Source organism: Larsenimonas suaedae (assembly GCF_023712105.1).
GTDB lineage: Bacteria > Pseudomonadota > Gammaproteobacteria > Pseudomonadales > Halomonadaceae > Larsenimonas > Larsenimonas suaedae.
On sequence record NZ_JAMLJI010000001.1, the window covers coordinates 1030293 to 1053509 of the forward strand.

The 23217-nt window shown below is 60.1% G+C and carries 24 protein-coding genes; 12 read left to right on the forward strand and 12 right to left on the reverse strand.

Going from position 1 to position 23217, the window contains the following annotated elements; genetic code table 11:
• Window positions 1-30: 30 nt before the first annotated feature.
• From NAT49_RS04825 to speD, 4 genes are all read left to right on the forward strand, one after another.
• Window positions 31-1035, forward strand: coding sequence for an aminoglycoside phosphotransferase family protein (locus NAT49_RS04825; RefSeq protein WP_251591090.1), 1005 nt, complete (start codon window positions 31-33; stop codon window positions 1033-1035).
• Window positions 1032-1703, forward strand: coding sequence for an N-acetylmuramate alpha-1-phosphate uridylyltransferase MurU (murU, locus tag NAT49_RS04830; RefSeq protein WP_251591093.1), 672 nt, complete (start codon window positions 1032-1034; stop codon window positions 1701-1703). Before NAT49_RS04825 ends, murU begins: the two co-directional genes overlap by 4 nt.
• A gap of 36 nt (window positions 1704-1739) precedes the next feature.
• Window positions 1740-2162 (forward strand): OsmC family protein, encoded by a 423-nt coding sequence (locus NAT49_RS04835; RefSeq protein WP_251591101.1) that lies wholly within the window; start codon window positions 1740-1742, stop codon window positions 2160-2162.
• 142 nt (window positions 2163-2304) lie between these two features.
• Window positions 2305-3102, forward strand: a complete 798-nt coding sequence (speD, locus tag NAT49_RS04840) for an adenosylmethionine decarboxylase (RefSeq protein WP_251591102.1) — start codon at window positions 2305-2307, stop codon at window positions 3100-3102.
• Window positions 3103-3190: 88 nt separating this feature from the next.
• On the opposite strand, the gene NAT49_RS04845 is transcribed toward speD, so the two are convergent.
• From NAT49_RS04845 to purD, 4 genes are all read right to left on the reverse strand, one after another.
• Window positions 3191-3829: a 3-demethoxyubiquinol 3-hydroxylase gene (locus NAT49_RS04845; RefSeq protein WP_251591105.1), complete on the reverse strand. Its 639-nt coding sequence runs from the start codon at window positions 3827-3829 to the stop codon at window positions 3191-3193.
• A gap of 113 nt (window positions 3830-3942) precedes the next feature.
• On the reverse strand, window positions 3943-4284 hold the full coding sequence (locus NAT49_RS04850; protein ID WP_251591107.1) for a histidine triad nucleotide-binding protein: 342 nt from the start codon (window positions 4282-4284) through the stop codon (window positions 3943-3945).
• A gap of 24 nt (window positions 4285-4308) precedes the next feature.
• Entirely contained in the window at window positions 4309-5181 is an 873-nt protein-coding gene (locus tag NAT49_RS04855) for a phosphoribulokinase (RefSeq protein WP_251591109.1), read from the reverse strand.
• 52 nt (window positions 5182-5233) lie between these two features.
• Window positions 5234-6523, reverse strand: coding sequence for a phosphoribosylamine--glycine ligase (purD, locus tag NAT49_RS04860; RefSeq protein ID WP_251591116.1), 1290 nt, complete (start codon window positions 6521-6523; stop codon window positions 5234-5236).
• Window positions 6524-6647: 124 nt separating this feature from the next.
• On the opposite strand from purD, the gene NAT49_RS04865 reads away from it, so the two are divergent.
• Entirely contained in the window at window positions 6648-7367 is a 720-nt protein-coding gene (locus NAT49_RS04865; RefSeq protein WP_251591118.1) for a 16S rRNA (uracil(1498)-N(3))-methyltransferase, read from the forward strand.
• A gap of 72 nt (window positions 7368-7439) precedes the next feature.
• Here NAT49_RS04865 and NAT49_RS04870 read toward each other — a convergent pair whose 3' ends face one another.
• A complete protein-coding gene (locus NAT49_RS04870; protein WP_251591120.1) occupies window positions 7440-7904 on the reverse strand; it encodes an OsmC family protein in 465 nt (154 codons plus the stop codon).
• A gap of 251 nt (window positions 7905-8155) precedes the next feature.
• Between NAT49_RS04870 and NAT49_RS04875 the strand changes: the two genes are divergently transcribed.
• The 7 genes from NAT49_RS04875 to NAT49_RS04905 all read left to right on the forward strand — a co-directional run bounded on the left by NAT49_RS04875 (window position 8156) and on the right by NAT49_RS04905 (window position 14249).
• Entirely contained in the window at window positions 8156-8320 is a 165-nt protein-coding gene (locus NAT49_RS04875) for a hypothetical protein (protein ID WP_251591122.1), read from the forward strand.
• Window positions 8321-8417: 97 nt separating this feature from the next.
• The gene (locus NAT49_RS04880; RefSeq protein ID WP_251591128.1) at window positions 8418-11210 is read left to right on the forward strand and encodes a monovalent cation/H+ antiporter subunit A; all 2793 of its coding nucleotides are present in this window, start codon (window positions 8418-8420) and stop codon (window positions 11208-11210) included.
• The gene (locus NAT49_RS04885; protein WP_251591130.1) at window positions 11210-11557 is read left to right on the forward strand and encodes a Na+/H+ antiporter subunit C; all 348 of its coding nucleotides are present in this window, start codon (window positions 11210-11212) and stop codon (window positions 11555-11557) included. The genes NAT49_RS04880 and NAT49_RS04885 overlap by 1 nt, the downstream gene beginning before the upstream one ends.
• Window positions 11554-13098, forward strand: coding sequence for a monovalent cation/H+ antiporter subunit D (locus NAT49_RS04890; RefSeq protein WP_251591132.1), 1545 nt, complete (start codon window positions 11554-11556; stop codon window positions 13096-13098). The genes NAT49_RS04885 and NAT49_RS04890 overlap by 4 nt, the downstream gene beginning before the upstream one ends.
• A complete protein-coding gene (locus tag NAT49_RS04895; RefSeq protein WP_251591134.1) occupies window positions 13095-13592 on the forward strand; it encodes a Na+/H+ antiporter subunit E in 498 nt (165 codons plus the stop codon). The genes NAT49_RS04890 and NAT49_RS04895 overlap by 4 nt, the downstream gene beginning before the upstream one ends.
• Window positions 13586-13855, forward strand: coding sequence for a K+/H+ antiporter subunit F (locus NAT49_RS04900; RefSeq protein WP_251591142.1), 270 nt, complete (start codon window positions 13586-13588; stop codon window positions 13853-13855). Before NAT49_RS04895 ends, NAT49_RS04900 begins: the two co-directional genes overlap by 7 nt.
• A gap of 10 nt (window positions 13856-13865) precedes the next feature.
• Complete coding sequence (locus NAT49_RS04905; protein ID WP_251591144.1) at window positions 13866-14249, forward strand: Na+/H+ antiporter subunit G; 384 nt, start codon at window positions 13866-13868, stop codon at window positions 14247-14249.
• Here NAT49_RS04905 and hemH read toward each other — a convergent pair whose 3' ends face one another.
• From hemH to rplI, 7 genes are all read right to left on the reverse strand, one after another.
• Window positions 14250-15239 carry a ferrochelatase gene (gene hemH / locus NAT49_RS04910; protein WP_251591153.1) on the reverse strand — a complete coding sequence of 330 codons (990 nt, stop codon included), beginning with the start codon at window positions 15237-15239 and terminating at the stop codon, window positions 14250-14252.
• Between the two features lie 190 nt (window positions 15240-15429).
• A complete protein-coding gene (locus NAT49_RS04915) occupies window positions 15430-15735 on the reverse strand; it encodes a DUF6482 family protein (RefSeq protein ID WP_251591155.1) in 306 nt (101 codons plus the stop codon).
• 86 nt (window positions 15736-15821) lie between these two features.
• Window positions 15822-16814 (reverse strand): hypothetical protein, encoded by a 993-nt coding sequence (locus tag NAT49_RS04920; RefSeq protein ID WP_251591156.1) that lies wholly within the window; start codon window positions 16812-16814, stop codon window positions 15822-15824.
• Complete coding sequence (locus NAT49_RS04925; RefSeq protein WP_251591165.1) at window positions 16792-20706, reverse strand: amino acid adenylation domain-containing protein; 3915 nt, start codon at window positions 20704-20706, stop codon at window positions 16792-16794. The genes NAT49_RS04920 and NAT49_RS04925 overlap by 23 nt, the downstream gene beginning before the upstream one ends.
• Before the next feature lie 157 nt (window positions 20707-20863).
• Window positions 20864-21157, reverse strand: coding sequence for a hypothetical protein (locus NAT49_RS04930; RefSeq protein WP_251591167.1), 294 nt, complete (start codon window positions 21155-21157; stop codon window positions 20864-20866).
• A 75-nt stretch (window positions 21158-21232) separates the two neighbouring features.
• A complete protein-coding gene (gene dnaB, locus NAT49_RS04935) occupies window positions 21233-22618 on the reverse strand; it encodes a replicative DNA helicase (RefSeq protein WP_251591175.1) in 1386 nt (461 codons plus the stop codon).
• Window positions 22619-22769: 151 nt separating this feature from the next.
• Window positions 22770-23216, reverse strand: a complete 447-nt coding sequence (gene rplI, locus NAT49_RS04940; RefSeq protein ID WP_251591177.1) for a 50S ribosomal protein L9 — start codon at window positions 23214-23216, stop codon at window positions 22770-22772.
• Between the last annotated feature and the right edge of the window lies 1 nt (window position 23217).

Genomic DNA, 23217 nt, shown 5'->3' on the forward strand with positions numbered 1-23217 from the left:
CGCCCCGGCACGACCGACTACAGGAACACTATGTCTGACCGTTTCACGCACATGGTGCGATGGCTGGCTGCGTGTCATGACTGCGCCGCCCATGACCTCTTGCTCGACACCGTCGCCGACGATGCCAGTTTCCGGCGGTATTTTCGTCTGACGCTGCCCGATGGGCAAACGCGCATCGTCATGGATGCGCCGCCTGCGCTCGAAGACAGCACCTCGTTTGTCGACATCGCGGCACGCTGGGCAAGCGCGGGCATTCCCGTACCAGCCCTCTTCGAATACACGCTCGAAGAGGGGTTTATTGTACTCGAAGACCTCGGCGACATCATGCTACGACAAGCGCTCGACGATGAACACCGTGTCGACACGCTGATCGATCACGCGCTGAGTCTTTCAACCCGCATCGCAGCCCAGCCCACCGAGGGTCTGCCCGTCTATACCGCCGAGCGGCTTCGCGACGAAATGAACCTGGTGCTCGAATGGACGCTGCCGTGGCTCGAACTGACGCCGCCGGCTGACTGGCCACAGGCGATTGAGCGCATCGTGGATGCGATCACCGACCAGCCCTACGTCACCACCCACCGTGACTACACGGCGCAGAATGTGATGGTGCAGGGCGAGCGACTACGCGTCATTGACTTTCAGGGCGCGTTCAGGGGGCCCTTGAGCTTCGACCTGACCTGCCTGCTGCGTGACCGCCACGCCCCCTGGCCGGCGGCGAAGCTCGATCACTGGGTCGCGGCCTTTCACGGCAAGGCACAGGGTATAGGACTGATCACGGAGCGCTCACCCGAGCGCGTTCGCGCCGACTTCGAGGCCACCAGTGCCCAGCGCAGCATCAAGGTACTGGGCGGCTTCTGCAGAACCGCCTTCCGCGACGGCAAGCCGCGCTACCTTGGGCACATGCCTCACTTCCTCGATCACGCCTGCGCCGCGCTCGCCGCACTTGATGAACGCGCCCTGCTCGACTGGTTCGAGCGCGAGTTCCGCCCCGCACTTGCAACAGCCCTTTCACACCCGGAGGCGCTCCCGTCATGAAAGCAATGATTCTGGCCGCCGGGTTCGGCACCCGCATGCGCCCCCTGACCGACACCTGCCCAAAGCCGTTGCTGCTTGCCGGCGGCAAGCCCCTGATCGTGCATCACCTCGACCGACTGAAGGCTTACGGCATCGATGAGGTCGTTATCAACGTAAGCTACCGGGGTGAGCAGATCATGGAAGCGCTCGGTACTGGCGAGGCGTTTGGAATGACGCTTCACTGGAGCGTTGAGCCTACACCGCTTGAAACCGCCGGTGGCATCATCAAGGCCCTGCCCATGCTTGGCGAGGCGCCGTTCTGGCTGGTCAACGGGGATGTGTACTGCACGTACCCCATCGACCCATGCGCCACCCTCGATAGCGCTCTTGCACATCTGGTGATGGTTGATAACCCCGACCATCACCCAGACGGCGACTTTCATCTCACCGAGACCGGTGACGTTTTAAAGCACGGCCAGCCAATGCTTACGTATTCAGGCATCGCGCTTATGAGCCCGGCCCTGTTCGAAGGCGGTCCGTGCGAGCAGCCAAGCCGGCTCGCGCCCTACCTGGTAAATGCCATGGCGGGCGGCCGGGTTCGTGGTGAACGCTTTGACGGAGATTGGCTCGATGTGGGGACGCCTGAGCGTCTTGCCGAACTGGATGCACGATTGAGCGGGATCCAGTAACATTCGCCTCATTTTCCAACGACCCGAGACAGACCGATGAAAGCAACCGTCAAATGGACCGATGGGCGCCAGTTCGTGACCGAATCCGGCAGCGGCCACAGCGTGGTCATCGATGGCAACCCGGACAACGGAGGGCGCAATACCGGCCCGAGACCCATGGAATTGATGCTGATGGGCCTGGGCGGCTGCACGTCCTATGACGTCATCAACATCCTCGAAAAATCGCGCCAGGCCGTCACTGATTGCGTCGCGACCATCGAGGCCGAGCGCGCCGACACCACGCCCGCGGTCTTTACCAAGATTCATATTCATTTCGTCGTGACCGGACGTGCGCTGAAAGAGAGTCAGGTCAAGCGCGCCACCGAACTCTCGGCCACCAAGTACTGCAGCGCGTCACTAATGCTTGAAGCCGGCGGCGTTGAAATCACGCACTCGTTTGAAATGAAGGAAAGCGCATAACCCTTTGAGGATGAAACGCTGACAATGTCGTTGAAAAAGGAAGGTGCGCCAAGGCAGGCGGCTGTGCATAATGCGCCTTTCTCCGGGCCTTGGCCGATGCGCCGGGCATTTACTACCGCTGATACGTTTGGGAGGCTCGGAATTGTCCGATAAGCTCCGACTTCATGGGTTCAATAACCTGACCAGCTCGCTTAGTTTCAATATCTACGATATCTGCTATGCGAAAACGGAAGAGCAGCGCGGAGCCTACATCGACTACATCGATGAGCTCTACAACGCTGAACGCCTGACTCAGATCCTGAAGGATGTCACCAACATCATCGGCGCGCACGTGCTCAACATCTCGCGCCAGGACTATGAGCCCCACGGGGCAAGTGTCACGATCCTGATCGCAGAGCATGAGCTGGAAGAGCCGCTGAGCCGCGAAAATGCAGAACCAGGCCCCGGCCCACTGCCTGAAACCGTGGTTGCGCACCTGGACAAGAGCCACGTAACGGTACACACCTACCCCGAGTCGCACCCTGACAACGGAATAAGTACCTTTCGGCTCGACATCGATGTCTCGACCTGTGGCATGATTTCACCGCTCAAGGCGCTGAATTATCTGATCCACAGCTTCGATTCCGACATCGTCACCGCCGACTACCGAGTACGCGGGTTTACGCGTGATGTGGACGGCAGGAAGCTGTTCATCGACCACGACATCACCTCGATCCAGGACTACATCTCAGAAGATACCAAGCGCGCCTATCAGACGATCGACGTCAACGTCTATCAGGAGAACATGTTCCATACGAAGATGCTCCTGAAGGATTTTGATCTCGACAACTACCTGTTTGGCACCTCGCGTCGGGAGCTGTCCTTTGAAGAAGCCGACGACATCGAGCGGCGCCTGCGTCGGGAAATGCTGGAGATTTTCTACTCCCGCAATATGGACTGAGCGGATCTTACGCTCTCGTGCAGCAAAAAACGGCGCCCACACTCATATGGACGCCGTTTTTTATACCCTAGACCTACTTCACGTGCGCTCAGCCATGGCGACCGATCAGAGACACGCCCCGCGCGGCCATGGTCAATGCCCAGCGGCACGGCATCGGCCAGCTCTTGCCCCCGGCTTCGAGCATCTGGCGGGCATGGTGAGCGTTATCCCCTTGCATGGCTTGAAAAACAGCCTTTGACCGTCGATCGTCTTCCGGCAAGTGACGTATCGAGCGCTCCAGGTGTTTATGGGAGGCCTGCGTCACGGTATGAACGAAACTCAACCCGGCCGATTCGTTGATACGGGCCAACACAGCAGAGCTTGCCATCGCGCCGACGTACAGGGGCGGATCAAAGACACTGGCCGAACGCCCACCGCATTCGCGGATGCGTTGCTGGCACCACCCAAGCTGATCCCACTGCTCACCAGCCACCTGAAGGCTGCGCGCCTGCGCCTTGGGCGAGCGCGAAGCCAGCATCTGCCCTTGATAGATTGCCTGCACGCAGAGGGCATGGGTGTACTGCCCCTTGACCGAGCGCGCCGAGCGCTTTCGTACTTCAGCCGACAAGGCGCCGTCACTGGTGGTGTGCGCCGGCGACGCTCTCTGTGGCTCGTTGGCACTGGGCACCAGTACGCGCAACAGGGTATCGAACTGGCTGATCATTCGGTCGGTTCGATTCAACGCCATCTGTCTCTCTCCTTGTAGGCCCTCATGCTACAACCATAGGCAGAGGCCACCGAAAGCACCACCTGCATCAAAAAAAGCCTCATTCGAGGCTTTTTTTGATGCAGGCATTCGGCTCAGCCAGCCGGCCAGCTCATCTGGCGTCCGCCCATCAAATGAAGATGGATGTGATAGACCGATTGGCCACCATACTCATTGCAGTTCATCACCACACGGTAGCCCTGATCGGCAAACCCGCGTTCGCGCGCGATCCTGGACGCAGTGATATGAAGGCGCCCGACCAGCTCGGCATCGCCCTCGGTCAAGTCGTTGAGCGTGTGAATTTCGCGCTTGGGAATGATAAGCACATGGTGCGGCGCCTGAGGTTCGATGTCGTTGAACGCCAGAACGTGCTCATCTTCATACACGATGTCGGCAGGAATCTCGCGATTGATGATCTTGGTAAAAATAGTGCTCATAACCTTTCCTTTCGAGGGTTAGCCTCATCGAAAACGACGTTTGGACAACAATGACTCAACGCGCGGCGTAATCACAAGCTCGATGGCCAGGGGCATTTTTGAACCCGGCACCACAAGCGTATGCGGCCGCGCCATGAATGAGTCCTTGATCATGGACAACAGATAGGGAAAGTCCGCACCGTGACGGTCGCGAAAGCGAATCACGACAAAGGATTCATCGTCACTTGGAATATCCTGAATCTCGAACGGGTTCGACGTATCGACCGTCGGCACACGCTGAAAGTTGACGTGGGTACGCGAAAACTGGGGCAGGATGTAGTGCACATAATCTTCCATACGCCCAAGAATGGTATCGACCACGGCCTCGTGGGAGTACCCCCGCATATTGGTATCGCGGTTGATCTTTTGAATCCACTCGAGGTTCATGGTTGGCGCCACGCCCACCAGCAGATCGACATGGCGAGCCACATCGTACTCGGACGTCACCAGCCCACCGTGAAGCCCCTCGTAGAACAAAAGATCCGTGCCCTCAGGCAGCGGCTGCCATTCGGTGAAGGTGCCGACCTGATAGCCGGCCTCCAGCATCTGCTTGTCTTCGGCATGAATGTAGTGACGGTAGGTACCGCCACCACGTTCGCCATACTCCCTGAACAGTCCCTCGAGCCGGTCGAGCAGGTTGGCCTCGACCGCAAAGTGTGAAAGCTCTGCCTTGCGCTCGGGCTCTTCTCTGAAGATGCGCCGCAGATCTTCGCGGGTATACCGGTGAAAGGCATCACCATCAACGACGGCGGCGTGGATCGATTCCCGGGCGAACATGCGCTCGAACGCTCGACGAACGGTGGTCGTTCCCGCCCCGGACGAGCCGGTCACGGCCACGATCGGATACTCTCGAGACATGCTCTCCTCCCAGATGATGATCGACGCCGTTTAAAGGCAGCGGATTACGCGATTACGACCCCAGACGCCCGATCGCTCGGTGCGCGATGTCACGGCGAACGGTCGCGCCCTCGAACCGGACAGTATCCACCCCGAGGTAGGCGCTCTCGCAGGCGGAGCGAACGTCCTCACCGAGTGCGGTTACACAAAGCACACGCCCACCGCTGGTCACCACGCGCCCACGCTCGTTTTCGCGAGTGCCTGCATGAAACACCTTGCAGCCATGACGTTCGGCGTCATCGAGGTGCGTGATCTCATGGCCTTTCTCATACGCCTCGGGGTAACCGGCCGCCGCCATCACCACACCGACGGCAACGCGCGAATCCCAGTGACACGACTGCTCATCAAGGCGCGCGTCACAGGCGGCTTTGCACAGCGCAACCAGATCGCTCTCAAGACGCATCATGATCGGTTGGGTTTCCGGGTCACCGAAGCGGCAGTTGTATTCGATGACCTTGGGCGCGCCGGCCTCATCGATCATCAACCCGGCATACAGAAACCCGGTATACGGATGGCCTTCCTCACGCATGCCCTTGACCGTTGGCCAGATGACCTCATCCATGATGCGTGCATAAACGTCGTCCGTTACGACCGGCGCGGGCGAATAGGCCCCCATGCCGCCGGTATTGGGGCCGGTATCGCCCTCACCTGCACGCTTGTGATCCTGACTGGTGGCCATCGGCAGGACATGCTCACCATCGACCATCACGATAAAGCTGGCTTCCTCGCCTTCGAGAAACTCCTCGATCACCACCCGCGCCCCGGCATCGCCAAACGCATTGCCTGACAGCATGTCTCGCACGGCGGCCTCGGCCTCATCATCACTCATGGCAACAACGACCCCCTTGCCGGCCGCCAGACCGTCTGCCTTGATCACGATGGGCGCCGGGTGCGTTTTAAGATACGCCAGCGCCTCGTTCACATCGGCGAAATTACCGTAGGCGGCGGTCGGAATCGCATGACGCTCGAGAAAGGCCTTGGTAAAGGCCTTCGACCCTTCGAGCTGAGCGGCCGCCTGGGTCGGCCCGAAAATCGCGAGCCCCTCGGCCTGAAACCGGTCGACTACACCCTCCACCAGCGGTGCTTCCGGCCCGACAATCGTCAGATCGATGCCGTTGTCCTTGGCAAACGCCAGCAGCGCTTCATAGTCGGTAGCCTCAATGGCTACATTGGTCATGCCCTCGTCCCGGGCGGTGCCGGCGTTGCCGGGGGCGACAAAAACCATTTCGGCCAGATCAGACTGCGCCGCTTTCCAAGCCAGGGCGTGTTCGCGACCGCCGCCACCAATAATCAAAACCTTCATTCGGGATCCGTATCCGTTTTCGATGAAAAAGCGTTGCGAAATTATCGCAGAAAAAAAGCGGGCTGTACGCATTCGACCATCGCCGCGAATGGTCTATGATGGGCGCGCCAGTCGAGGACCCCTTATGAATCTAGTATTACTGCCCGCCTCAAGCCAGATCGGCGCCCAGCTTACCGTGACCGATCCCAGGCGATTGAAACACCTGAAAGAAGTACACAAGGCAGCCCCCGGTCACTCTCTTTCGGTGGGGCTTGAAAACGGGCCGATGGGGCGCGCTCGCCTTGACGCGCTCGACGATGAATCGGCGATCTTTACCATCGAGCACCTCGACACGCCGATTCCCGCGCCTCTGCCCGTGCACGTCGTTCTGGCTCTGCCGCGCCCGCGCATGCTCGCCCGAAGCCTTGAAAACATGGCCGCCCTCGGGGTCAAGCAAATTACGCTACTACACACACGTCGGGTCGAGAAGAGTTACTGGCAAAGCCCGGAACTTGCCCCCGACAAGCTCACCCACCATCTGATTCTGGGCCTTGAGCAGTGCAAGGACACTCGCCTGCCAACGGTCACTCTTGAAAAGCGCTTCAAGCCCTTTGTGGAAGATCGCCTTCCCGGCCTGCTCGAAAGCGCTCAGGGGCTGTTCGCCCACCCTGGCGAAACGTACGCCTGCCCCCACGGGCGCGCACTCGATGCACCGCCGGTCGTACTGGCCATCGGCCCCGAGGGCGGCTTCATCGACTATGAAGTGGAGGCATTCAGAGCCGCTGACATGCAGGGCATCCACCTTGGGTCGCGCATCCTTCGGGTCGAAACCGCTGTGGTCAGCCTTCTGTCCCGCCTGTTCTGAACGTGCCCGCGCTCTTTTCAGTAGGATAGAACTGCCAGCCCATGGACCAGGGCCCTTCTGCCGAATCGATGTTCAAGCTTCTGACTTGACGATGTCGGGAGCCAGCTCGATGGTGCAGCGCACCGAGCGCGCAATGAAGCAGTAGCCATGTGCGCGCTCATGCAACTCAAACGCACGGGAGGCGTCCGAATCCGCCCGGATCTCGACACGCGGGGCCAGCCGCACCGCCGTAAACTCACCGGCCCCACTGGGCTCCAGCACCAGTGTGCCCGTCGGATGGTCATCGTAGGACAGCACAACCACACCACTGTCGGCACAGAGATGGAGATACCAGAGCATGTGGCAGCTGCTCAACGAGGCCAAAAAGAAGTCTTCAGGATTATGGCGCTCTGCGCTTCCTAGAAAGGCCGGATCGGCGCTGACGTCGAGTACGGGCTTTTGAGCGCAGCGAAGCTCGTGATCACGCGAGTAGGCGCGGTAATCGGTCGTGCCGCTGGCGCTGTGCCAGGCGATATGCGACGTATAGGTGTGTTGCATTGTAAGCGGTTCCTGAGCGAGATTGAGTGGTGCAGCCAGAGCCAGCCAGACTCATCGATGCATGAACTGTACTTAAGCGAGGCTGGCCGATCAGGGCGGCTTATGACTGGCGAGTGTGGCAGGGCCATGATACATTCCATGACGATCAAAAATACTATGGCTTTTTTTATAACACTTTCAACAAGCTATAGAAGGGTCGACGCGCTGACCGGGAAGACCGCCCGAAAGCGCCGGGATGAAGGAGAGACGCCATGACCGTTTCAGGCCAGACAATAAAGACAAGGCCCGCGCCCTTGATGTGTCGGGCAGAAAACGGCCACGCCGTTACCGAGGTTGCACCGTCGCAGCTGGCGCCCGCCTGGCTTGATGCACCCCGCACTCACCGACTGCCGTTTCTGACCGACCCGCCCGCCTGATTTCTGCCATGCTAGTACCACTGTGACGAGCAGCACACGCTACGTTTTCCGGACGCATCACCTGCGGCTTTACACTGAATAAAAAGAGCACGTCTTCATGACCCTGCTACTGATCGTATTGTTGCCGCTCATCGGCAGCCTGGTACCGCTTGCGAGCGCCCGCTTCAAACGCACGACCATTGCCTGGCTGGTGGCCATTCTCCCGGCCATCGCCCTCGGCGTTGCCGCCTACCACACCACAAGCGTCTTTGCCGGCAACATCCCAACGGTGTCCTTGCCCTGGGTGCCGTCCCTGAGCCTGGACCTTGCGTTCAGACTCGATGGTCTGTCGCTACTCTTTGTGTATCTGGTGCTTGGCATCGGGCTATTGATCATTCTCTACGCCCGCTACTACCTGTCGGAAAACGATTCGATCGTGCGCTTTTATGGCTTTTTGATGCTGTTCATGACCGCGATGCTTGGGATCGTTACTTCCGATAACCTGCTCCTTCTGTGGTTTTTCTGGGAATTGACCAGCCTCTCGTCGTTTCTTTTGATTGGCTACTGGTCCGGGCTCAGCAGTGCGCGCAAGGGCGCGCGGATGGCCCTGACGGTCACCGGCGCAGGCGGGCTCTGCCTGCTGGCGGGCATTCTCTTGATCGGTAACGTCGTCGGCTCGTTCGACCTGACCACAGTGCTCGAAAGCCGCGATCTCATTCAATCAAGCCCTTATTACATGGCGATCTTGCTGCTGGTGCTCTTGGGCGCCTTCACCAAATCGGCCCAGTTCCCGTTTCAATTCTGGCTGCCTCACGCCATGGCGGCTCCGACGCCGGTGTCGGCGTACCTTCACTCCGCCACCATGGTCAAGGCCGGCGTCTTTTTGCTGGCGCGCTTCTACCCTGTCCTTTCAGGCACCGACGAGTGGTTCTATATCGTCACGCTGGTAGGCCTGACCACGCTGCTGTACGGGGCATTTTTCGCCCTGATCAAGCAGGACCTGAAAGGGGTTCTGGCCTTTTCGACCATCAGCCACCTGGGCCTCATTACACTTCTGTTCGGGTTCAATACCGAGCTTGCAGCCGTTGCGGCCGTGTTTCACATCATCAACCACGCAACGTTCAAGGCGTCGCTCTTCATGGCGGCCGGCATCGTCGACCATGAGTGCGGCACGCGCGACATTCGAAAGCTCAACGGCCTGTGGCGTTACATGCCCTACACCACCGTGCTCGCCGCCGTGGCCTCGGCATCGATGGCAGGCGTTCCCTTGCTCAACGGTTTTCTTTCCAAGGAAATGTTTCTGGCTCAAAGCCTCGATGCCCAGATGCTGGGCGGACTTTCCTGGATCATTCCGGCACTGGCCACCCTTGGCAGTATTTTGTCGGTGGCGTACTCACTTCGCTTCATTCATGACGTTTTCTTCAACGGCGAGCCCAAGGATCTGCCCAAGACGCCTCATGAGCCGCCCCGATATATGCGCCTGCCCATCGAAGTGCTGATTCTGATCTGCGTCCTGGTAGGGATCCTGCCGGCGATTCTGATCGAGCCGATTCTGACAGCCGCGACTGCGGCAGTCGTGCCGGGCGAGCCGCCCCAGATTCACCTGTCGCTCTGGCATGGCTTCAACCTGCCGCTGATGATGAGCGGCATTGCGCTCATGGGCGGTCTGATGGTGTATATCGCACGCGATCATATCTACCGCTTTCACCGCCAGTTCAAGACCCTGAACGCCCGCGACTCGTTTGAAAACATGGTGCAGAAACTGGTCAAGGTGTGTCAGTGGAGCATTGATCGGTTCGAGAATGGCTCTCTGCAGCGCTACATGTTCTGGCTCTTGTTGACGGCGGTCGGCTTCGCGGCCTCGGGGCTTTTTCAGGTGCCAAGGCTTGCCGGCGACAAGGTCGTTCAACCCGTCGACAGCGTACTGATCATCGGCGGCGTCATCCTGTGCCTGGCCGCAATCGGCACCATCATGACCCACCGAAAGCGTCTGATTTCGCTCTTGTTCCTGTCCGTCGTCGGCATGCTGGTGTCACTGACCTTCGCGCGCTTTTCAGCGCCGGATCTGGCACTGACGCAGCTGGCGGTCGAGGTCGTGACCATCATTTTGTTGATGCTTGCGCTGTTCTTCCTGCCGCAGAAGACGCCCAAGGAGTCCACCGGTGGGCGCGTGCTTCGCGACCTGTTACTGGCCGGGACCTTTGGCGGTGTTATCGCGAGCCTCAACTACGCGGTCATCACGCGCCCGGTCGACAGCATTTCACGCTTTTTCATCGAGAACAGCGTTCCAGGCGGCGGTGGCCATAACATCGTCAACGTGATCCTGGTCGATTTCCGTGGCTTCGATACGCTCGGTGAGATCACCGTACTCGGCATCGCCGGGGTCGCTATCTATAAACTGCTCAATCGGCTGCGACTGTTCATGCCCTCAAGCGACCTCGAGGGACGGCCATGGTCGCCCGAGCGCTTCCCGGTCATTCTGTACTCGGTTTCTCAAACGCTGCTGCCCCTGGCGCTTTTAGTGTCCGCGTTCATCTTCCTGCGCGGTCACAACCTGCCGGGCGGCGGCTTCATCGCCGGTCTCGTGGCCGCCGTCGCCATTATCCTGATCTATATGGCGCGCGGCGTTGAATGGTCTCAACGGCGGCTGTCCTTCAACTATCAGCCCATTGCGGTTACAGGTGTTGCCATCGCAGCACTTACGGGGCTTGGCAGCTGGATTTTCAATGCGCCCTTTTTGACCTCGAGCTTCGGGCACTTCGAGATCCCGGTGATCGGTGATATCGAGCTTGCCACCGCCCTGCTGTTCGATCTCGGCGTCTATCTGACCGTCATCGGGGCAACGCTCATGATTCTTGCCAACCTCGGCAAGGTCACCACCTCGCACCGGCCGACCAAGGAGAAACAGTAATGGAAGCGCTTTACGCAACCGTCACCGGCGTTTTGACCGCGTGCGGCATCTATTTGACGCTTCGCGGTCGCACCTTTCCGGTGGTGGTCGGGCTGACGCTCTTGTCCTACGCCGTCAACCTGTTCCTGTTTTCGATGGGCGGCCTTGCCTCCAAGAGCACCACCATCGTCGATAGCAGTTTTCCCTACGCAGACCCCCTGCCCCAAGCGCTGGTGCTGACGGCGATCGTGATCGGGTTCGCCATGACGGCCTTCGTGGTCATCCTTGCCATGCGCACCCGAGGCGATCTCGGCAGCGACAGTGTCGACGGCCAGCGAACCGATGAGCCGCGCGAGGAGCGTAAGTGATGGATCATTTGTTGGTCATGCCCATTATCCTGCCGCTGTTTGCAGGCCTTGCCATACTCTGGAAGCGCGACGCCAGCGCCCGATTCAAACGCCTGGTCAGTCTCAGCGCCATGGCCCTGTTGGTGGCGGTCGGTGTGGCGTTGATAACCATGGCAAGCGACGACACTATCCGCTATTACGCCCTCGGCGACTGGCAGCCGCCCTTTGGCATCGTGATGGTACTGGATCGCCTTTCCGCGCTGATGGTGCTTCTGACCTCAGTGCTTGCCCTGTTCGCGGGCCTTTACGCCTGCGCAGGCCAGGATGAGGAAGGCTCCAACTTTCACGGCCTTTTCCAGCTGCAACTGATGGGCATCAATGGCGCCTTCATGACCGGCGACCTGTTCAATCTGTTTGTATTCTTCGAGGTGCTCCTGATCGCCTCCTACGCTCTTTTGATGCATGGCGGCGGCAAGGCACGCACCCAGTCAGGCCTTCACTACGTCGCACTGAACCTGGCCGGCTCCTCACTGTTTCTCATCGCGCTCGGCGTGCTCTATGGCACGCTTGGCACATTGAACATGGCGGACATGGCGCAAAAGGTCGCGACCCTCGACACCAGCAGCGCGGGCCTTACCATGGCCGCCGGCCTGCTGCTTCTGACCGTGTTCGCGCTGAAATCGGCCATGCTGCCGCTCTATTTCTGGTTGCCGCGCGCCTACGCCGCCGCCCCGGCTGCGGTGGCGGCGCTGTTTGCCATCATGACCAAGGTCGGCATCTACGCCATTTTGCGTGTGTTCTCGTTGATCTTCGGTAATCAGGCGGGCGCGCTTGCCGATATGGCAAGCCCTTGGATCTGGTGGGGCGGCCTTGCAACGCTTGCGCTTGCAGCTGTTGGCTGCCTGTCGGCGCGGGACATGCGCACGCTTGTAAGCTATCTGGTTCTGGTGTCGGTCGGAACGCTTCTGGCGGCGGCCAGCCTTCCCGGCCAGCAAAGCCTCTCGGCGCTTCTCTATTACATGCCCCAGACCACACTGGTCACGGGGGGGCTTTTTCTGCTCGCGGACCTTATCGATGATCAGCGTGGCAAGGCCGGCGCGCGCATCGTCAAAAGCCGCCCCTTACGCCAACCGGCCCTCCTTGGAACGCTGTTTTTCATCGGCATGGCCGGTATCGCGGGACTGCCTCCCTTTTCCGGTGCGATCGGCAAGGCCATGATTTTACAGGCCACGCCGGAAGGCGCGCGCGTATGGCTTTGGTCGATCCTGCTCGTTGCTGGACTCTGCGCCATCGTCGCGGCCTCACGCGCCGGATCGACCTTTTTCTGGCGCTCAAGCGAGGGGGAGGCAAGTGGCCCATTGGCCGGGCCTGCCCGGGGCATCGCGACTGCGGCTCTGATCGGCGCGGCGCCGCTTCTTGCGCTACTGGCAGGCCCGATCACTCAATTTACCGATGCAACCGCCGAACAGCTCGATCACCCAGCGCGCTACATCGATGCCATCCTGAACCCAGACCCTGAAAATCAGGCGATGCCGATGAGTAACAGCGAGGAGACGCCATGATTCCAGCAACGCGCCTGATTCCGACGCCTTTTCTGACGCTGCTGCTGGTCGCGGTCTGGCTGATGCTTCAAAATTCGCTCAGCCCCGGCAATATCATCATGGCGGTTATCCTCGGAATCGCCCTGCCACGATTGACCTACCGTTTCTGGGACCGGCAGCCGGACGTCCAGCGGCCCTGGCTTTTAATTCGATACATTCTGAGGCTGATCGGCGACATCATCGTCGCCAACTACGAGGTCTCGAAACTGGTGCTCTCTCCGTGGCACAAGCCCAAGCCTTACTTTGTGGTGTATCCGCTGTCGATGACCGATCACTTCGCGATTACGGTCCTCACCAGTACGATCTCGCTGACCCCCGGCACCATATCAGCGCATTTTCGACTTCATGAAGGCACGGTGCTGATTCATGCGCTCGACCTCGAGGACGAAGAGGCGCTGATCAATGAGATCTATGAGCGTTACGAGAAGCCACTCAAGGAGATTTTCGGATGCTAGAGCGCGCCGTCGAGATAAGCGCCGTATTGTTCATGATTGCGATCGCACTGAACTTCTATCGGCTGATTCTGGGCCCGAGCCTGCCGGATCGCATCGCGGCAGTGGACACCATGTACGTCAACGCCATCGGAGCCATCGTGCTCTATGGCATGTGGCTCAAGACCACGCTGTATTTCGAAGCCGCGCTCTTGATCGCGATGCTTGGGTTCATTAGTACTGTCGCGGTCTGTAAATACCTGCTGCGCGGCGACATCATCGAATAAGGAGACCACGATGGATTGGCGGTTTGCGCTGGAGCTTTTGGTATCGGCCTTTTTGATTTTCGGTGGGGTATTCGCAGTGGTCGGCGCGATGGGTATGGTTCGCTTCAAGGATTTCTACATGCGCCTGCACGGGCCGACCAAGAGCACAACGCTCGGCGTTGGCTGCATCCTGCTCGCGTCCATGAGCTACTACTGGCTTCGAACCGACACGCTCAGCATGCAGGAAATGCTGATTACCCTGTTTCTGTTCATCACGACCCCGGTCAGCGCCCATCTTCTGACCATGAGCGGCCTTCATCACAAGCTGCCCTGCGATGACGCCACCCGCGGGCGCCCCTACGAACTCAAGGAATCCGGGGGCGCCACCAAGGAGTCGACCGCGTCCAAGCGGTAATCACCAGCCCTGCGTATGCTGCTCGACCAGAGACGCCAACATCGCAACATGGTCGTCTCGGTCGTTCAGCGCCGGAATATAGTGATACTCGCCACCGCCGGCGTCCTGGAAAAACTCCTTGTTCTGCATCGCGATTTCCTCGAGCGTTTCCAGGCAGTCGGCCGAAAATGCCGGACACATGACATCGACGTGCTCCCGGCCCTCCTTGCCCCAGGCCGTCAATACCTCGTCGGTGTAGGGCTTGAGCCATTCTTCACGGCCAAAGCGTGACTGATAGGTCATGGTCCATTCATCCGGCCCAAGGCCCAGCTCTTCAGCCACCAGCGCACTGGTCCGCTCGCAGTGCCTCGGGTACGGGTCTCCCTCCTCGGCGTAGCGCTTGGGCACGCCGTGGTAGGACATCAAAAGATGTCCCTGCTTGCCAAGCTGCTGCCAATGCTCTCGCACCGAGTTGGCCAACGCCTTGATGTAGCCCGGATGGTCGTGAAAATCGCGAATCATGCGAAGCTCGGGCAAGTGGGGGCAAGGCTTCAACGCCTTGGCCAGCCGATCAAACACAGCGGCGGTCGTCGAACGCGAAAACTGGGGATACATCGGCAATACGACAATGCGCTCGACGCCTGCACGACGAAGCTCGAGGCCAGCTTCTTCCATCGAGGGTTTGCCATACGTCATGGCAAGCGCCACCGGTACATCCACGCCGAAGCGGGCCTTGAGTTCGGCCTTGAGCGCGCGCTGCTGCTTGAGACTGACCGACATCAACGGAGACCCATCCTCGGTCCAGATGGACGCGTAGGCCTCGGCCACTTTTTTCGGCCGTGTGCGCAACACGAAGCCGTTCAGGATGGCCCACCATACGGGTCTGGAAATGTCGATGACACGTGGGTCCCACAGGAATTCACCAAGATAGGTGCGAACGGCTTCCGGGGTCGGGGCCTCGGGCGTGCCAAGGTTCGCCATCAATACCCCAAATCGGGCCTGGTCACTCATCTAATCACTCCTTGAATTTCAATAAACCCATACTATCAGTGCTGAGGGCAGAGCACCCATCGAAAAGGGCTATCCTTGGCTCAGACAGCACTAATGGGCAGGTATCTATTGAAACCGAAGGGGCGCTGGTCGGGAAAGACGGTGGCGGGAAATACCCCGGGGCCGGATGTCGCATCCGGGCCTCGGGTCATCAGAAAACGAGGGGAATGTGTGAGGTCATCGGGGATTTGTAGGAGGCACCACGGGCAACGTCATCGCTGTCGTGGGGCGTGGTCTTGACCAGATAGGCCCGGTGGACACCTGCATGGCGAAGCGTGCTGTAGACGGCGTCAAGCGAGCGAAACAGCTGAGGCTTGCCCCGGCGCTTGAGCAGGCTGCTTTCACCTTCTTCAGGGCGAAGCTCGACCTGATAAAGGTCGCTGCCCATGTGGCTGACGACGCGGACTTCACCTGAGTTCAGATGACGGATGGCGTGTAGAAACTGCTGAAATTCCATGTCTTGCTCCTGCGTTTATCGGATCTTTCTCAACTATAGACGCTAAGCTAAGACATTTTCATGACACCTAAAGCCTTGAATAACGATCAATTAAGCTCGCTTTCAAGAAATGACCGCACAGCCACCTCCACACCGAGCTCGTTCAGAACATGTTCCGGAAAAAGCTGCCAAAGCTGACGCTGACGTTCAACGCTTCGGGTTTCGATGCGCGCCCGAGTGCGCGCAAGCCAACCAGCATCGCTCAGTCGCCCTTCTGGCAGACATACCTTGCGCGTGAAGGCACCGGCGTGCCAGAGCATGTCGCAATAGTTGCGCGTGTGGCCCACGCTCTGCCCCTTGCGAGCAAACCGGTCAAACGGCCAACGCCCGGCTGCCGGCGCATCATCCAATACGATCACCGAGCCCACAGGCCACGTTGTCATAGTGTCGGCCGCCACGTGCGTATGCCCATCGATGACCGGCCAGAGCGTGGTGAGCTGGCTTGCCAACAGCGTGCCCATCGACGGCGCGCACGCCCCCGGAAGCGTCGATTTGATCAGGTGCATCGCCCCGAAAATCAAGAGCGCCTTGTCATCGCGTGCCAGCACATGGCGGGTCACACAGTCAGCGTAGCGCGCATCGCGTTCGTCCATGGCCGCCTGCCAGCGCGTCTCAGTGGCGGTTTGCCAGTCGAAGGCAGCTTCTGCCAGTAGAACCCGCCACCGCTTCGAGGGCGGAAGCGTCTGATTGACGCGCCGCACGTGCTCGAAAAACTGCTGATAGACCCACGGCGACCAAAGCACGCCATGCAGCGTGTCCTCACAGATCAGGCTAAGCGCGGTGTCGGAAAGGGCTTCCCCCGCCAGATATCGGTCAAGCACGTCCTGATGGCGTTCACTGCCGAACTCGACCACCACGGTCTGGGTGTGTGCCTGCACCGCTGGCGCCTCGATCAGCGCAAACATCTGCTCAAGGACCTCAGGGCACCAGTGCATCTCACCAACGCCGACCAATGGCGTGCGCTGAAAGCCTTTATCGACCGCCTCGATCAGAGAACAGACGGCGGCCGCATCGATGTCAGAGGCAGGGCGTTCGCTCATGGCTCAAAACCTCCTCGAGACGAGCCGCGATGTGACGCGCGGCCTCGGGTTGAATCATGCCCGGATGATCACAGGGCAGGTCGTGATTGATCAAGTCGCCCCGCACATAAGGACCCCAGCCCAATCGATTGAGCCAGTTCTCGTCTCGGGGGGCGGCAGCGGTAAAGAACTCGACATCGCCCTCATAGACCTGATGGTGAGACTCGCGCACCAGCCGACTGTTATTGGCAACCACATCGACCATGGCATCCAGTACCCGGCCTGGCAGGCTTGCGAGCGCATGCCCTTCCTGACCCAAGAGCTCGATCACATCCTGGCGAGTTGCGCCCGCCTCCGGAAGTCTGAGACCTGCAATGCGCAATAGTGCCGTCAACGCGTCCTGCTCATCCGGCGGGGCCAGGTGGCGCCACTGATCGCTTGGGTAGGCATCCAGCATCGCAAGCAAGCGCACCTCATCGCCTTGGGCCTGTAATTTAGCGGCCAGCGTATGAGCGATCATGCCCCCGATCGACCAGCCTGCAAGCCAGTAAGGCCCTTCAGGCTGAACCGTCTTCAGCTGATGAAGATAATCCTCGGCCATCGCATCGAGCGTCGGCGGCAATGGCTCATCCACCGCCAACCCGCGCGCCTGAAGCCCAAAGATAGGTCCAAAGGAAGGCAGTGCGCGCACCAGTGCGTTATAGCACCACCCCAGCCCACCCGCAGGATGACACAGTACCAGCGGGGCATCGCCTGTCTGCGCCTTGAGGGTCAGCAGAACCGACAGCCCATCCTGACCGGAGGCCTTTTCATAATGCGAAGCCAATGCACGGACGCTTGGCGCCTCGAACAGTGTGGCCAGGGTGATCTCCCAGCCAAGCGTTTCACGCACGCGCACCGACAGCGCAACCGCCGTCAGCGAGTGCCCACCCAGATCGAAAAAGTTGTCATCGACGCCGACCCGCTCCAAATCGAGCGCCTCGGCGAACAGCGCACAAAGCGCGCGCTCTTCATCACTGTCGGGCGCACGATAATGTTCGTGGTCGCTCAATTCCGGCATCGGCAGCGCCTTTCGATCGAGCTTGCCATTATCGGTCAGCGGAAGCGCCGATAGTGCGCAGAGGTGCTGGGGGACCATGTAGCTCGGCAACTGCGAGGCCGCCCATGCCCTGATTGCATTGGCGTCGAGCGACTGCCCGGTGTGCATGACTACGTAGGCCACAAGTCTCGGGTCATTCTCTCGTGGCGAAATAACGCTGACGGCGGCCTGAGCGACGCCCGGTGCCCGAGTGATGACGTCGTTGATTTCATCGAGCTCGATGCGCTGGCCACGAAGCTTCACCTGGCCATCGAGGCGCCCCATATACTCGAGCGCGCCTTCATGATTCCAGCGCGCGAGATCGCCGGTGGCATAAAGTCGGCCAAGCTCGGGATGCTGGATAAATCGTTCGCGCGTCAGATCCTCACGCCCGATATAGCCCCGGGCCAGATTCATGCCACCAATGTAGAGCTCACCAGCCGCCCCAACCGGCATTGGCTGGCCGTGGTTATCGAGCACGTGAAGCTGCGTGTTCCAGATCGGCCGGCCGATCGGCAGGCTCGCCCGCGTATCTCGTGCCTTGCAGGGCCAATAGGATACGTCGATGGCCGCCTCGGTCGGGCCGTAGAGGTTATGCAACAACACCTCGGGCAAGGCGTCATGCAGCCGAGTCTGGAGCAATTTCGGCAAGGCCTCACCGCTGCAGAACACCTGCCGGAGCGAAGTGCACTCAGACACCGGTGCGCTGTCCAAAAAGGCCTGCAGCATGGAGGGAACAAAGTGGAGCGTGGTAATCCGGTGCGTCTTGATGGCCTCGAGCAGATACCATGGGTCCTTGTGCCCGCCGGGGCGCGCCATCACCAGCGTGGCCCCACTCAGTACCGGCCAGAAGAACTCCCAGATCGAGACGTCGAACCCGGACGGCGTCTTTTGCAGCACCCGATCCCCTTCGTCGAGCTGATACATCGCCTGCATCCACTCGAGCCGATTGACGATGGCCTGCTGCTCGATCATCACGCCCTTGGGCTTGCCGGTCGAGCCCGACGTGAACAGCACATAGGACAGCGCCGACGGCGAGCGCGCGTCGCGACGGGGGTTATCACTGGGCTGAGCTGCGAGCGCGCCTTGACTGTCTGGCGCATCGATGACCAGTTGCTCGACCGTTATGCCCTCGGGCAGCAGTGATCGAGTGTCTTCCGCACTGACAATCAAACGTGGCCCGGCCTGCTCGATCATGTAGCCAAGGCGCGCCTTCGGATAATCACTCGACAGCGGCATGAAGGCCGCACCCATCTTTTGCGTCGCAATCAGCGCCACTTCCAGCAAGGCGCCCCGCTCGAGCGCCACACCCACGATGTCGCCCGGCCCGACGCCGTACGCGCTCAACAGGTGCGCCAGGCGGTTCGCGTCCTGATTGAGCGTTAAATAATCGAGCGTGCCGGAGACGCTGATCAACGCTGGCGCCTCGGGCGTGCGCAGCACTTGACGCTCGAACAGGCTTGCCAGATCCGTGGACTCTACTGGCACCGCCGTGGCGTTCCAGTCGTCGAGGCTGGTTTGCTCGCGGGCCAGTCGCCAGGGCAATGCGTGAACCGGGCGCTCTGCATGGGTCGAAAAGGTCTGCGCCCAGCGCATCAAGCGATCGAGGTGGTCGGTCATGGCCGCGCGATCATAGCGATGAGGATTGGCCTCGACAGCCAGCTTGGCCCGCCGCCCAACCCCATCCCAATGCAGATAGAACGAAATATCATGCTCGGGCCCGGCCACCAGATGATCGAGCGCCGACGTCAGGGCGTGCCAGTCGGTCGGTTGCGCAAAGGGCATGATGTTGACCTGCGGCCCGAACAACGCCCGTTCGCCCGGGCGTCGCATGACGTCGCGCTGAAGCGCTTCGTAGCGGTAGCGCTGATGGCGCCGAAGCCCGCCCATGGCCTCGCGCGAGTGGGCGGCCCACATGGCCGGCGTGTCGGAACGGGCCTGTGTCAGGCGAAGCGGCAACACGTTGACCTGGGTGATCGGCGTTTTCATGTCGGCGCCTGTGTAGCGCCCCATCATCGGCAGCCCCAGTGTCACGTCATCGCGCTGGTTCCAGCGGCACACATACGCCCCCACCGCAGCCACGAACATCTCGGCCGGGTGCAGCGCCTGAGCGTCGGCGCCGTCGATCAAGGCCTCGATGACGTCCTGGGCAAGCCAGGCCTCGATGCGGTCCGCCCGCTCGGCGGCAAGGTGCGTACGTTCGGTCAGCGTGATTGGATCGGGATCATCCGCGAACTGGCGCGCCCAGTACGCCCGGTCAGCCTCGCAGGCCTCGCTTGACTGATACGTTCGATCGCGCTCGATCATGGCGGTGACCTCACCGAACCAGGGTGGTGGCGCGTCGGTGGCCTGACACAGCGCGTTGTAGTGCTCACAGGCGCGCCTTTGAAGCAGGCTGTAGGCAAAGGCATCGGCGGCCAGGTGATGGATCACCATCAGCCACCATACTTCCGACTCCGACAGGCGAAGAACGGTAAAGCGGTAGAGTCTCGGCGTGTCGAGTTCGATGCCATGATCAAGCTGTGCGTCGATCCAGCGCTGAGCGTACTGCCTGGGCTGCTCGACGGCGCGGAAGTCCTGCACCTCAACCTGCGGCGCGATGTGTTCAGAAAAGGTCTGGACCGGCCCGTCAGCCCCCATTTGAGCCCGAGCGGTAAGCGTTGGCGCCTCCATGACCGTTCGCTCGATGGCCTCGACCAAGGCCTCGACATCAGGCGCTCCCGTCAAGCGCAGGCACTGTGAGGTGGTGTACGTCGCGGCCGTGCCACTCATTTGCTGCGCGAACCAGATACCTGCTTGCGCACTACTGAGCGAATACGTGGGGGACGTGGGCATCAAGGCACTCCTTGGAGAATCGGATCATGACACAAATGATAATAGTTATCATAATCAATTCAAGAGCGTATGACACCCCTTCTCATGGTCCAGGCATAAAAAAACGCGGCCCGTTGGCCGCGTTCTCATCGCTGCACGCAAGGCGTGCGTTACTGCATCAATCGCGGTTAAACGTCGAGGGGTCGATAGCGACCCCGAGCGAGCGGCGATCGACCCAGCGACCGGATTTGGTTTCCTTGTAGCGAAACACCACATAATCGCCTTCACTGACCGGAAGCTCTGCGTCCTCGATCTGATGCGTGTAGGTTTCACCGTTGACCGTCAGGGTATACCGGTAAAGGTCGGGCATGCCGAGCCACTCCTTGAACGGGCCCTCGCGCTCGACGCTTTCCAGAGTACCTCGCGCCTCTAACTTGGGTTGACGTGCGCCACGTCCACGATAACCAGCCATGCTCTCTTCTCCCGTTTGGCAAGCCGGGCATTATACCGGCCTATGCATGCGACTCAACCGGCGAACAGCCAGGCATCACTCTTCGAAATCGCCATAGCTTCCAGGCGCCAGATCCTCGAAGCGGGTGTATTTCCCGATGAACGCCATGTGTACGGTCCCGATCGGGCCATTACGCTGCTTACCGATGATCAGCTCGGCAAGCCCCTTGTTATCGGGATTGTCCTTGTTATAGACCTCATCACGATAGACGAAGGCAATCACATCGGCGTCCTGCTCGATCGCGCCGGACTCACGAAGATCCGACATGACCGGGCGCTTGTTGGGGCGCTGCTCGAGCGAGCGATTCAACTGCGACAGCGCCACCACCGGGCAGTTGAACTCCTTGGCAAGCCCCTTCAACGAGCGCGAGATTTCCGAGATTTCGGCCGTTCGGTTCTCGGAAAGCCCCGGCACCTGCATCAACTGAAGGTAGTCGATCATGACCAGGCCGATATCACCGGCCTCACGCGCCAATCGACGTACGCGAGCGCGCATCTCATTGGGCGACAGTGCCGGTGTGTCATCGACAAATAACTGTTTGTCCTTCAACAGATTGACCGCCGAGGTGAGCCGTGGCCAGTCTTCATCTTCGAGCTGACCGGTTCGGACACGGGTCTGGTCGATGCGCCCGAGCGAGGACACCATACGCAGCATCAACTGCTCGGCAGGCATTTCCATCGAAAAGACCACGACGGCCTTGTCGCCGCTGACCACCGCGTGCTCGACCAGGTTCATCGCAAAGGTCGTCTTACCCATCGAGGGCCGCCCGGCCACGATAACGAGATCCGAAGGCTGAAGACCGGAGGTCATGTCGTCCAGATCCCGAAAACCGGTCGAAATGCCGGTCATGCTGCCTTTCAGGCTGAACAACTGATCGATGCGGTCGACCGCCTTGGTCAAAAGCTGACTCATGCCCTGAGGCCCGCCGAACTTGGGGCGGTCCTCGGCGATCTGAAAGACCAGCCGCTCGGCTTCATTGACCAGGTCGTCGGAGGTCTTGCCTTGCGGATAGAAGGCCCCTTCCGCAATCTGATTGGCCGCCTGAATCAACTTTCTAAGCGTTGCCCGCTCGCGCACGATGTCGGCGTACGCCCGAATATTGCTTGCCGACGGCGTGTTGCGCGCAAGCTCTGCCAGATAGGAAAGCCCACCGACTTTCGACAGCTGATCTCTGGATTCAAGCACCTCGGACAGCGTCACGGCATCCAGCGGGCGGCCTTCATCGGACAGACGCGCTATGGCGTTGAAGATATAGCGATGTTCAAAGCGGTAGAAATCATCGGCAACCAGCCGCTCGGACACCGTATCCCAGCTGCTGTTATCGAGCATCAGGCCACCAAGCACCGATTGCTCGGCTTCCAGGGAATTGGGCGGCACCTTGATGGTCGATGTTTCCTGATCAGAGACTGCGATTTCATTCATGGGGACACATACGCTTGAGTGAGGCCGAAGCGGCTAGCTTATCAAACCGGCCTCGTCTTCGGACAACCTGCAACGAAGTACAGGCATCAAAAAAGGGCATGACGCTTGGCGTCATGCCCTTTTTCACCAGCGCCGTGCAGTACGGATGTACTTACTCGGCGACTACCACGACACGAATGCTGGCGGTGACGTCGGCGTGCAGCTGCAGCGCGATGTCGTATTCGCCAGTCTGACGCAGCGGACCTTCCGGCATGCGAACTTCGCTCTTGGCGACGTCGATACCGGATTGAACCAGTGCTTCGGCCAGATCGCGCGGACCGATGGAACCGAACAGCTTCCCTTCTTCGCCAGCTTTGGCGACGAGGGAAAGTTCGATTTCGGACAGCTGCTCGGCGCGCGCTTCAGCGCTTGCCTTGCGATCTTCCGCTTCACGCTCGAGCTCGGCCCGGCGTGCTTCGAACATGTTGACGTTGTCCTGAGTTGCCGGAACGGCGAGACCGTAAGGCACCAGGTAGTTGCGGCCATAGCCGGCTTTGACGGTGACCTTGTCACCGAGACCGCCGAGCTTGCCCAGCTTGTCGAGCAGAATAACTTCCATC

Excerpts from the sequence above, each read along its gene's own strand:
- NAT49_RS04865 (WP_251591118.1), top strand. The coding sequence starts at position 6,648 with ATGAATCTAGTATTACTGCCCGCCTCAAGCCAGATCGGCGCCCAGCTT.
- NAT49_RS04920 (WP_251591156.1), bottom strand. The coding sequence starts at position 16,814 with ATGAGCGAACGCCCTGCCTCTGACATCGATGCGGCCGCCGTCTGTTCT.
- NAT49_RS04850 (WP_251591107.1), bottom strand. The coding sequence starts at position 4,284 with ATGAGCACTATTTTTACCAAGATCATCAATCGCGAGATTCCTGCCGAC.
- NAT49_RS04875 (WP_251591122.1), top strand. The coding sequence starts at position 8,156 with ATGACCGTTTCAGGCCAGACAATAAAGACAAGGCCCGCGCCCTTGATG.
- NAT49_RS04825 (WP_251591090.1), top strand. The coding sequence starts at position 31 with ATGTCTGACCGTTTCACGCACATGGTGCGATGGCTGGCTGCGTGTCAT.
- NAT49_RS04895 (WP_251591134.1), top strand. The coding sequence starts at position 13,095 with ATGATTCCAGCAACGCGCCTGATTCCGACGCCTTTTCTGACGCTGCTG.
- NAT49_RS04855 (WP_251591109.1), bottom strand. The coding sequence starts at position 5,181 with ATGTCTCGAGAGTATCCGATCGTGGCCGTGACCGGCTCGTCCGGGGCG.
- purD (WP_251591116.1), bottom strand. The coding sequence starts at position 6,523 with ATGAAGGTTTTGATTATTGGTGGCGGCGGTCGCGAACACGCCCTGGCT.
- rplI (WP_251591177.1), bottom strand. The coding sequence starts at position 23,216 with ATGGAAGTTATTCTGCTCGACAAGCTGGGCAAGCTCGGCGGTCTCGGT.
- murU (WP_251591093.1), top strand. The coding sequence starts at position 1,032 with ATGAAAGCAATGATTCTGGCCGCCGGGTTCGGCACCCGCATGCGCCCC.
- NAT49_RS04885 (WP_251591130.1), top strand. The coding sequence starts at position 11,210 with ATGGAAGCGCTTTACGCAACCGTCACCGGCGTTTTGACCGCGTGCGGC.
- NAT49_RS04835 (WP_251591101.1), top strand. The coding sequence starts at position 1,740 with ATGAAAGCAACCGTCAAATGGACCGATGGGCGCCAGTTCGTGACCGAA.
- hemH (WP_251591153.1), bottom strand. The coding sequence starts at position 15,239 with ATGAGTGACCAGGCCCGATTTGGGGTATTGATGGCGAACCTTGGCACG.
- NAT49_RS04870 (WP_251591120.1), bottom strand. The coding sequence starts at position 7,904 with ATGCAACACACCTATACGTCGCATATCGCCTGGCACAGCGCCAGCGGC.
- NAT49_RS04900 (WP_251591142.1), top strand. The coding sequence starts at position 13,586 with ATGCTAGAGCGCGCCGTCGAGATAAGCGCCGTATTGTTCATGATTGCG.
- NAT49_RS04930 (WP_251591167.1), bottom strand. The coding sequence starts at position 21,157 with ATGGCTGGTTATCGTGGACGTGGCGCACGTCAACCCAAGTTAGAGGCG.
- dnaB (WP_251591175.1), bottom strand. The coding sequence starts at position 22,618 with ATGAATGAAATCGCAGTCTCTGATCAGGAAACATCGACCATCAAGGTG.
- NAT49_RS04925 (WP_251591165.1), bottom strand. The coding sequence starts at position 20,706 with ATGCCCACGTCCCCCACGTATTCGCTCAGTAGTGCGCAAGCAGGTATC.
- NAT49_RS04845 (WP_251591105.1), bottom strand. The coding sequence starts at position 3,829 with ATGGCGTTGAATCGAACCGACCGAATGATCAGCCAGTTCGATACCCTG.
- NAT49_RS04915 (WP_251591155.1), bottom strand. The coding sequence starts at position 15,735 with ATGGAATTTCAGCAGTTTCTACACGCCATCCGTCATCTGAACTCAGGT.
- NAT49_RS04905 (WP_251591144.1), top strand. The coding sequence starts at position 13,866 with ATGGATTGGCGGTTTGCGCTGGAGCTTTTGGTATCGGCCTTTTTGATT.
- NAT49_RS04880 (WP_251591128.1), top strand. The coding sequence starts at position 8,418 with ATGACCCTGCTACTGATCGTATTGTTGCCGCTCATCGGCAGCCTGGTA.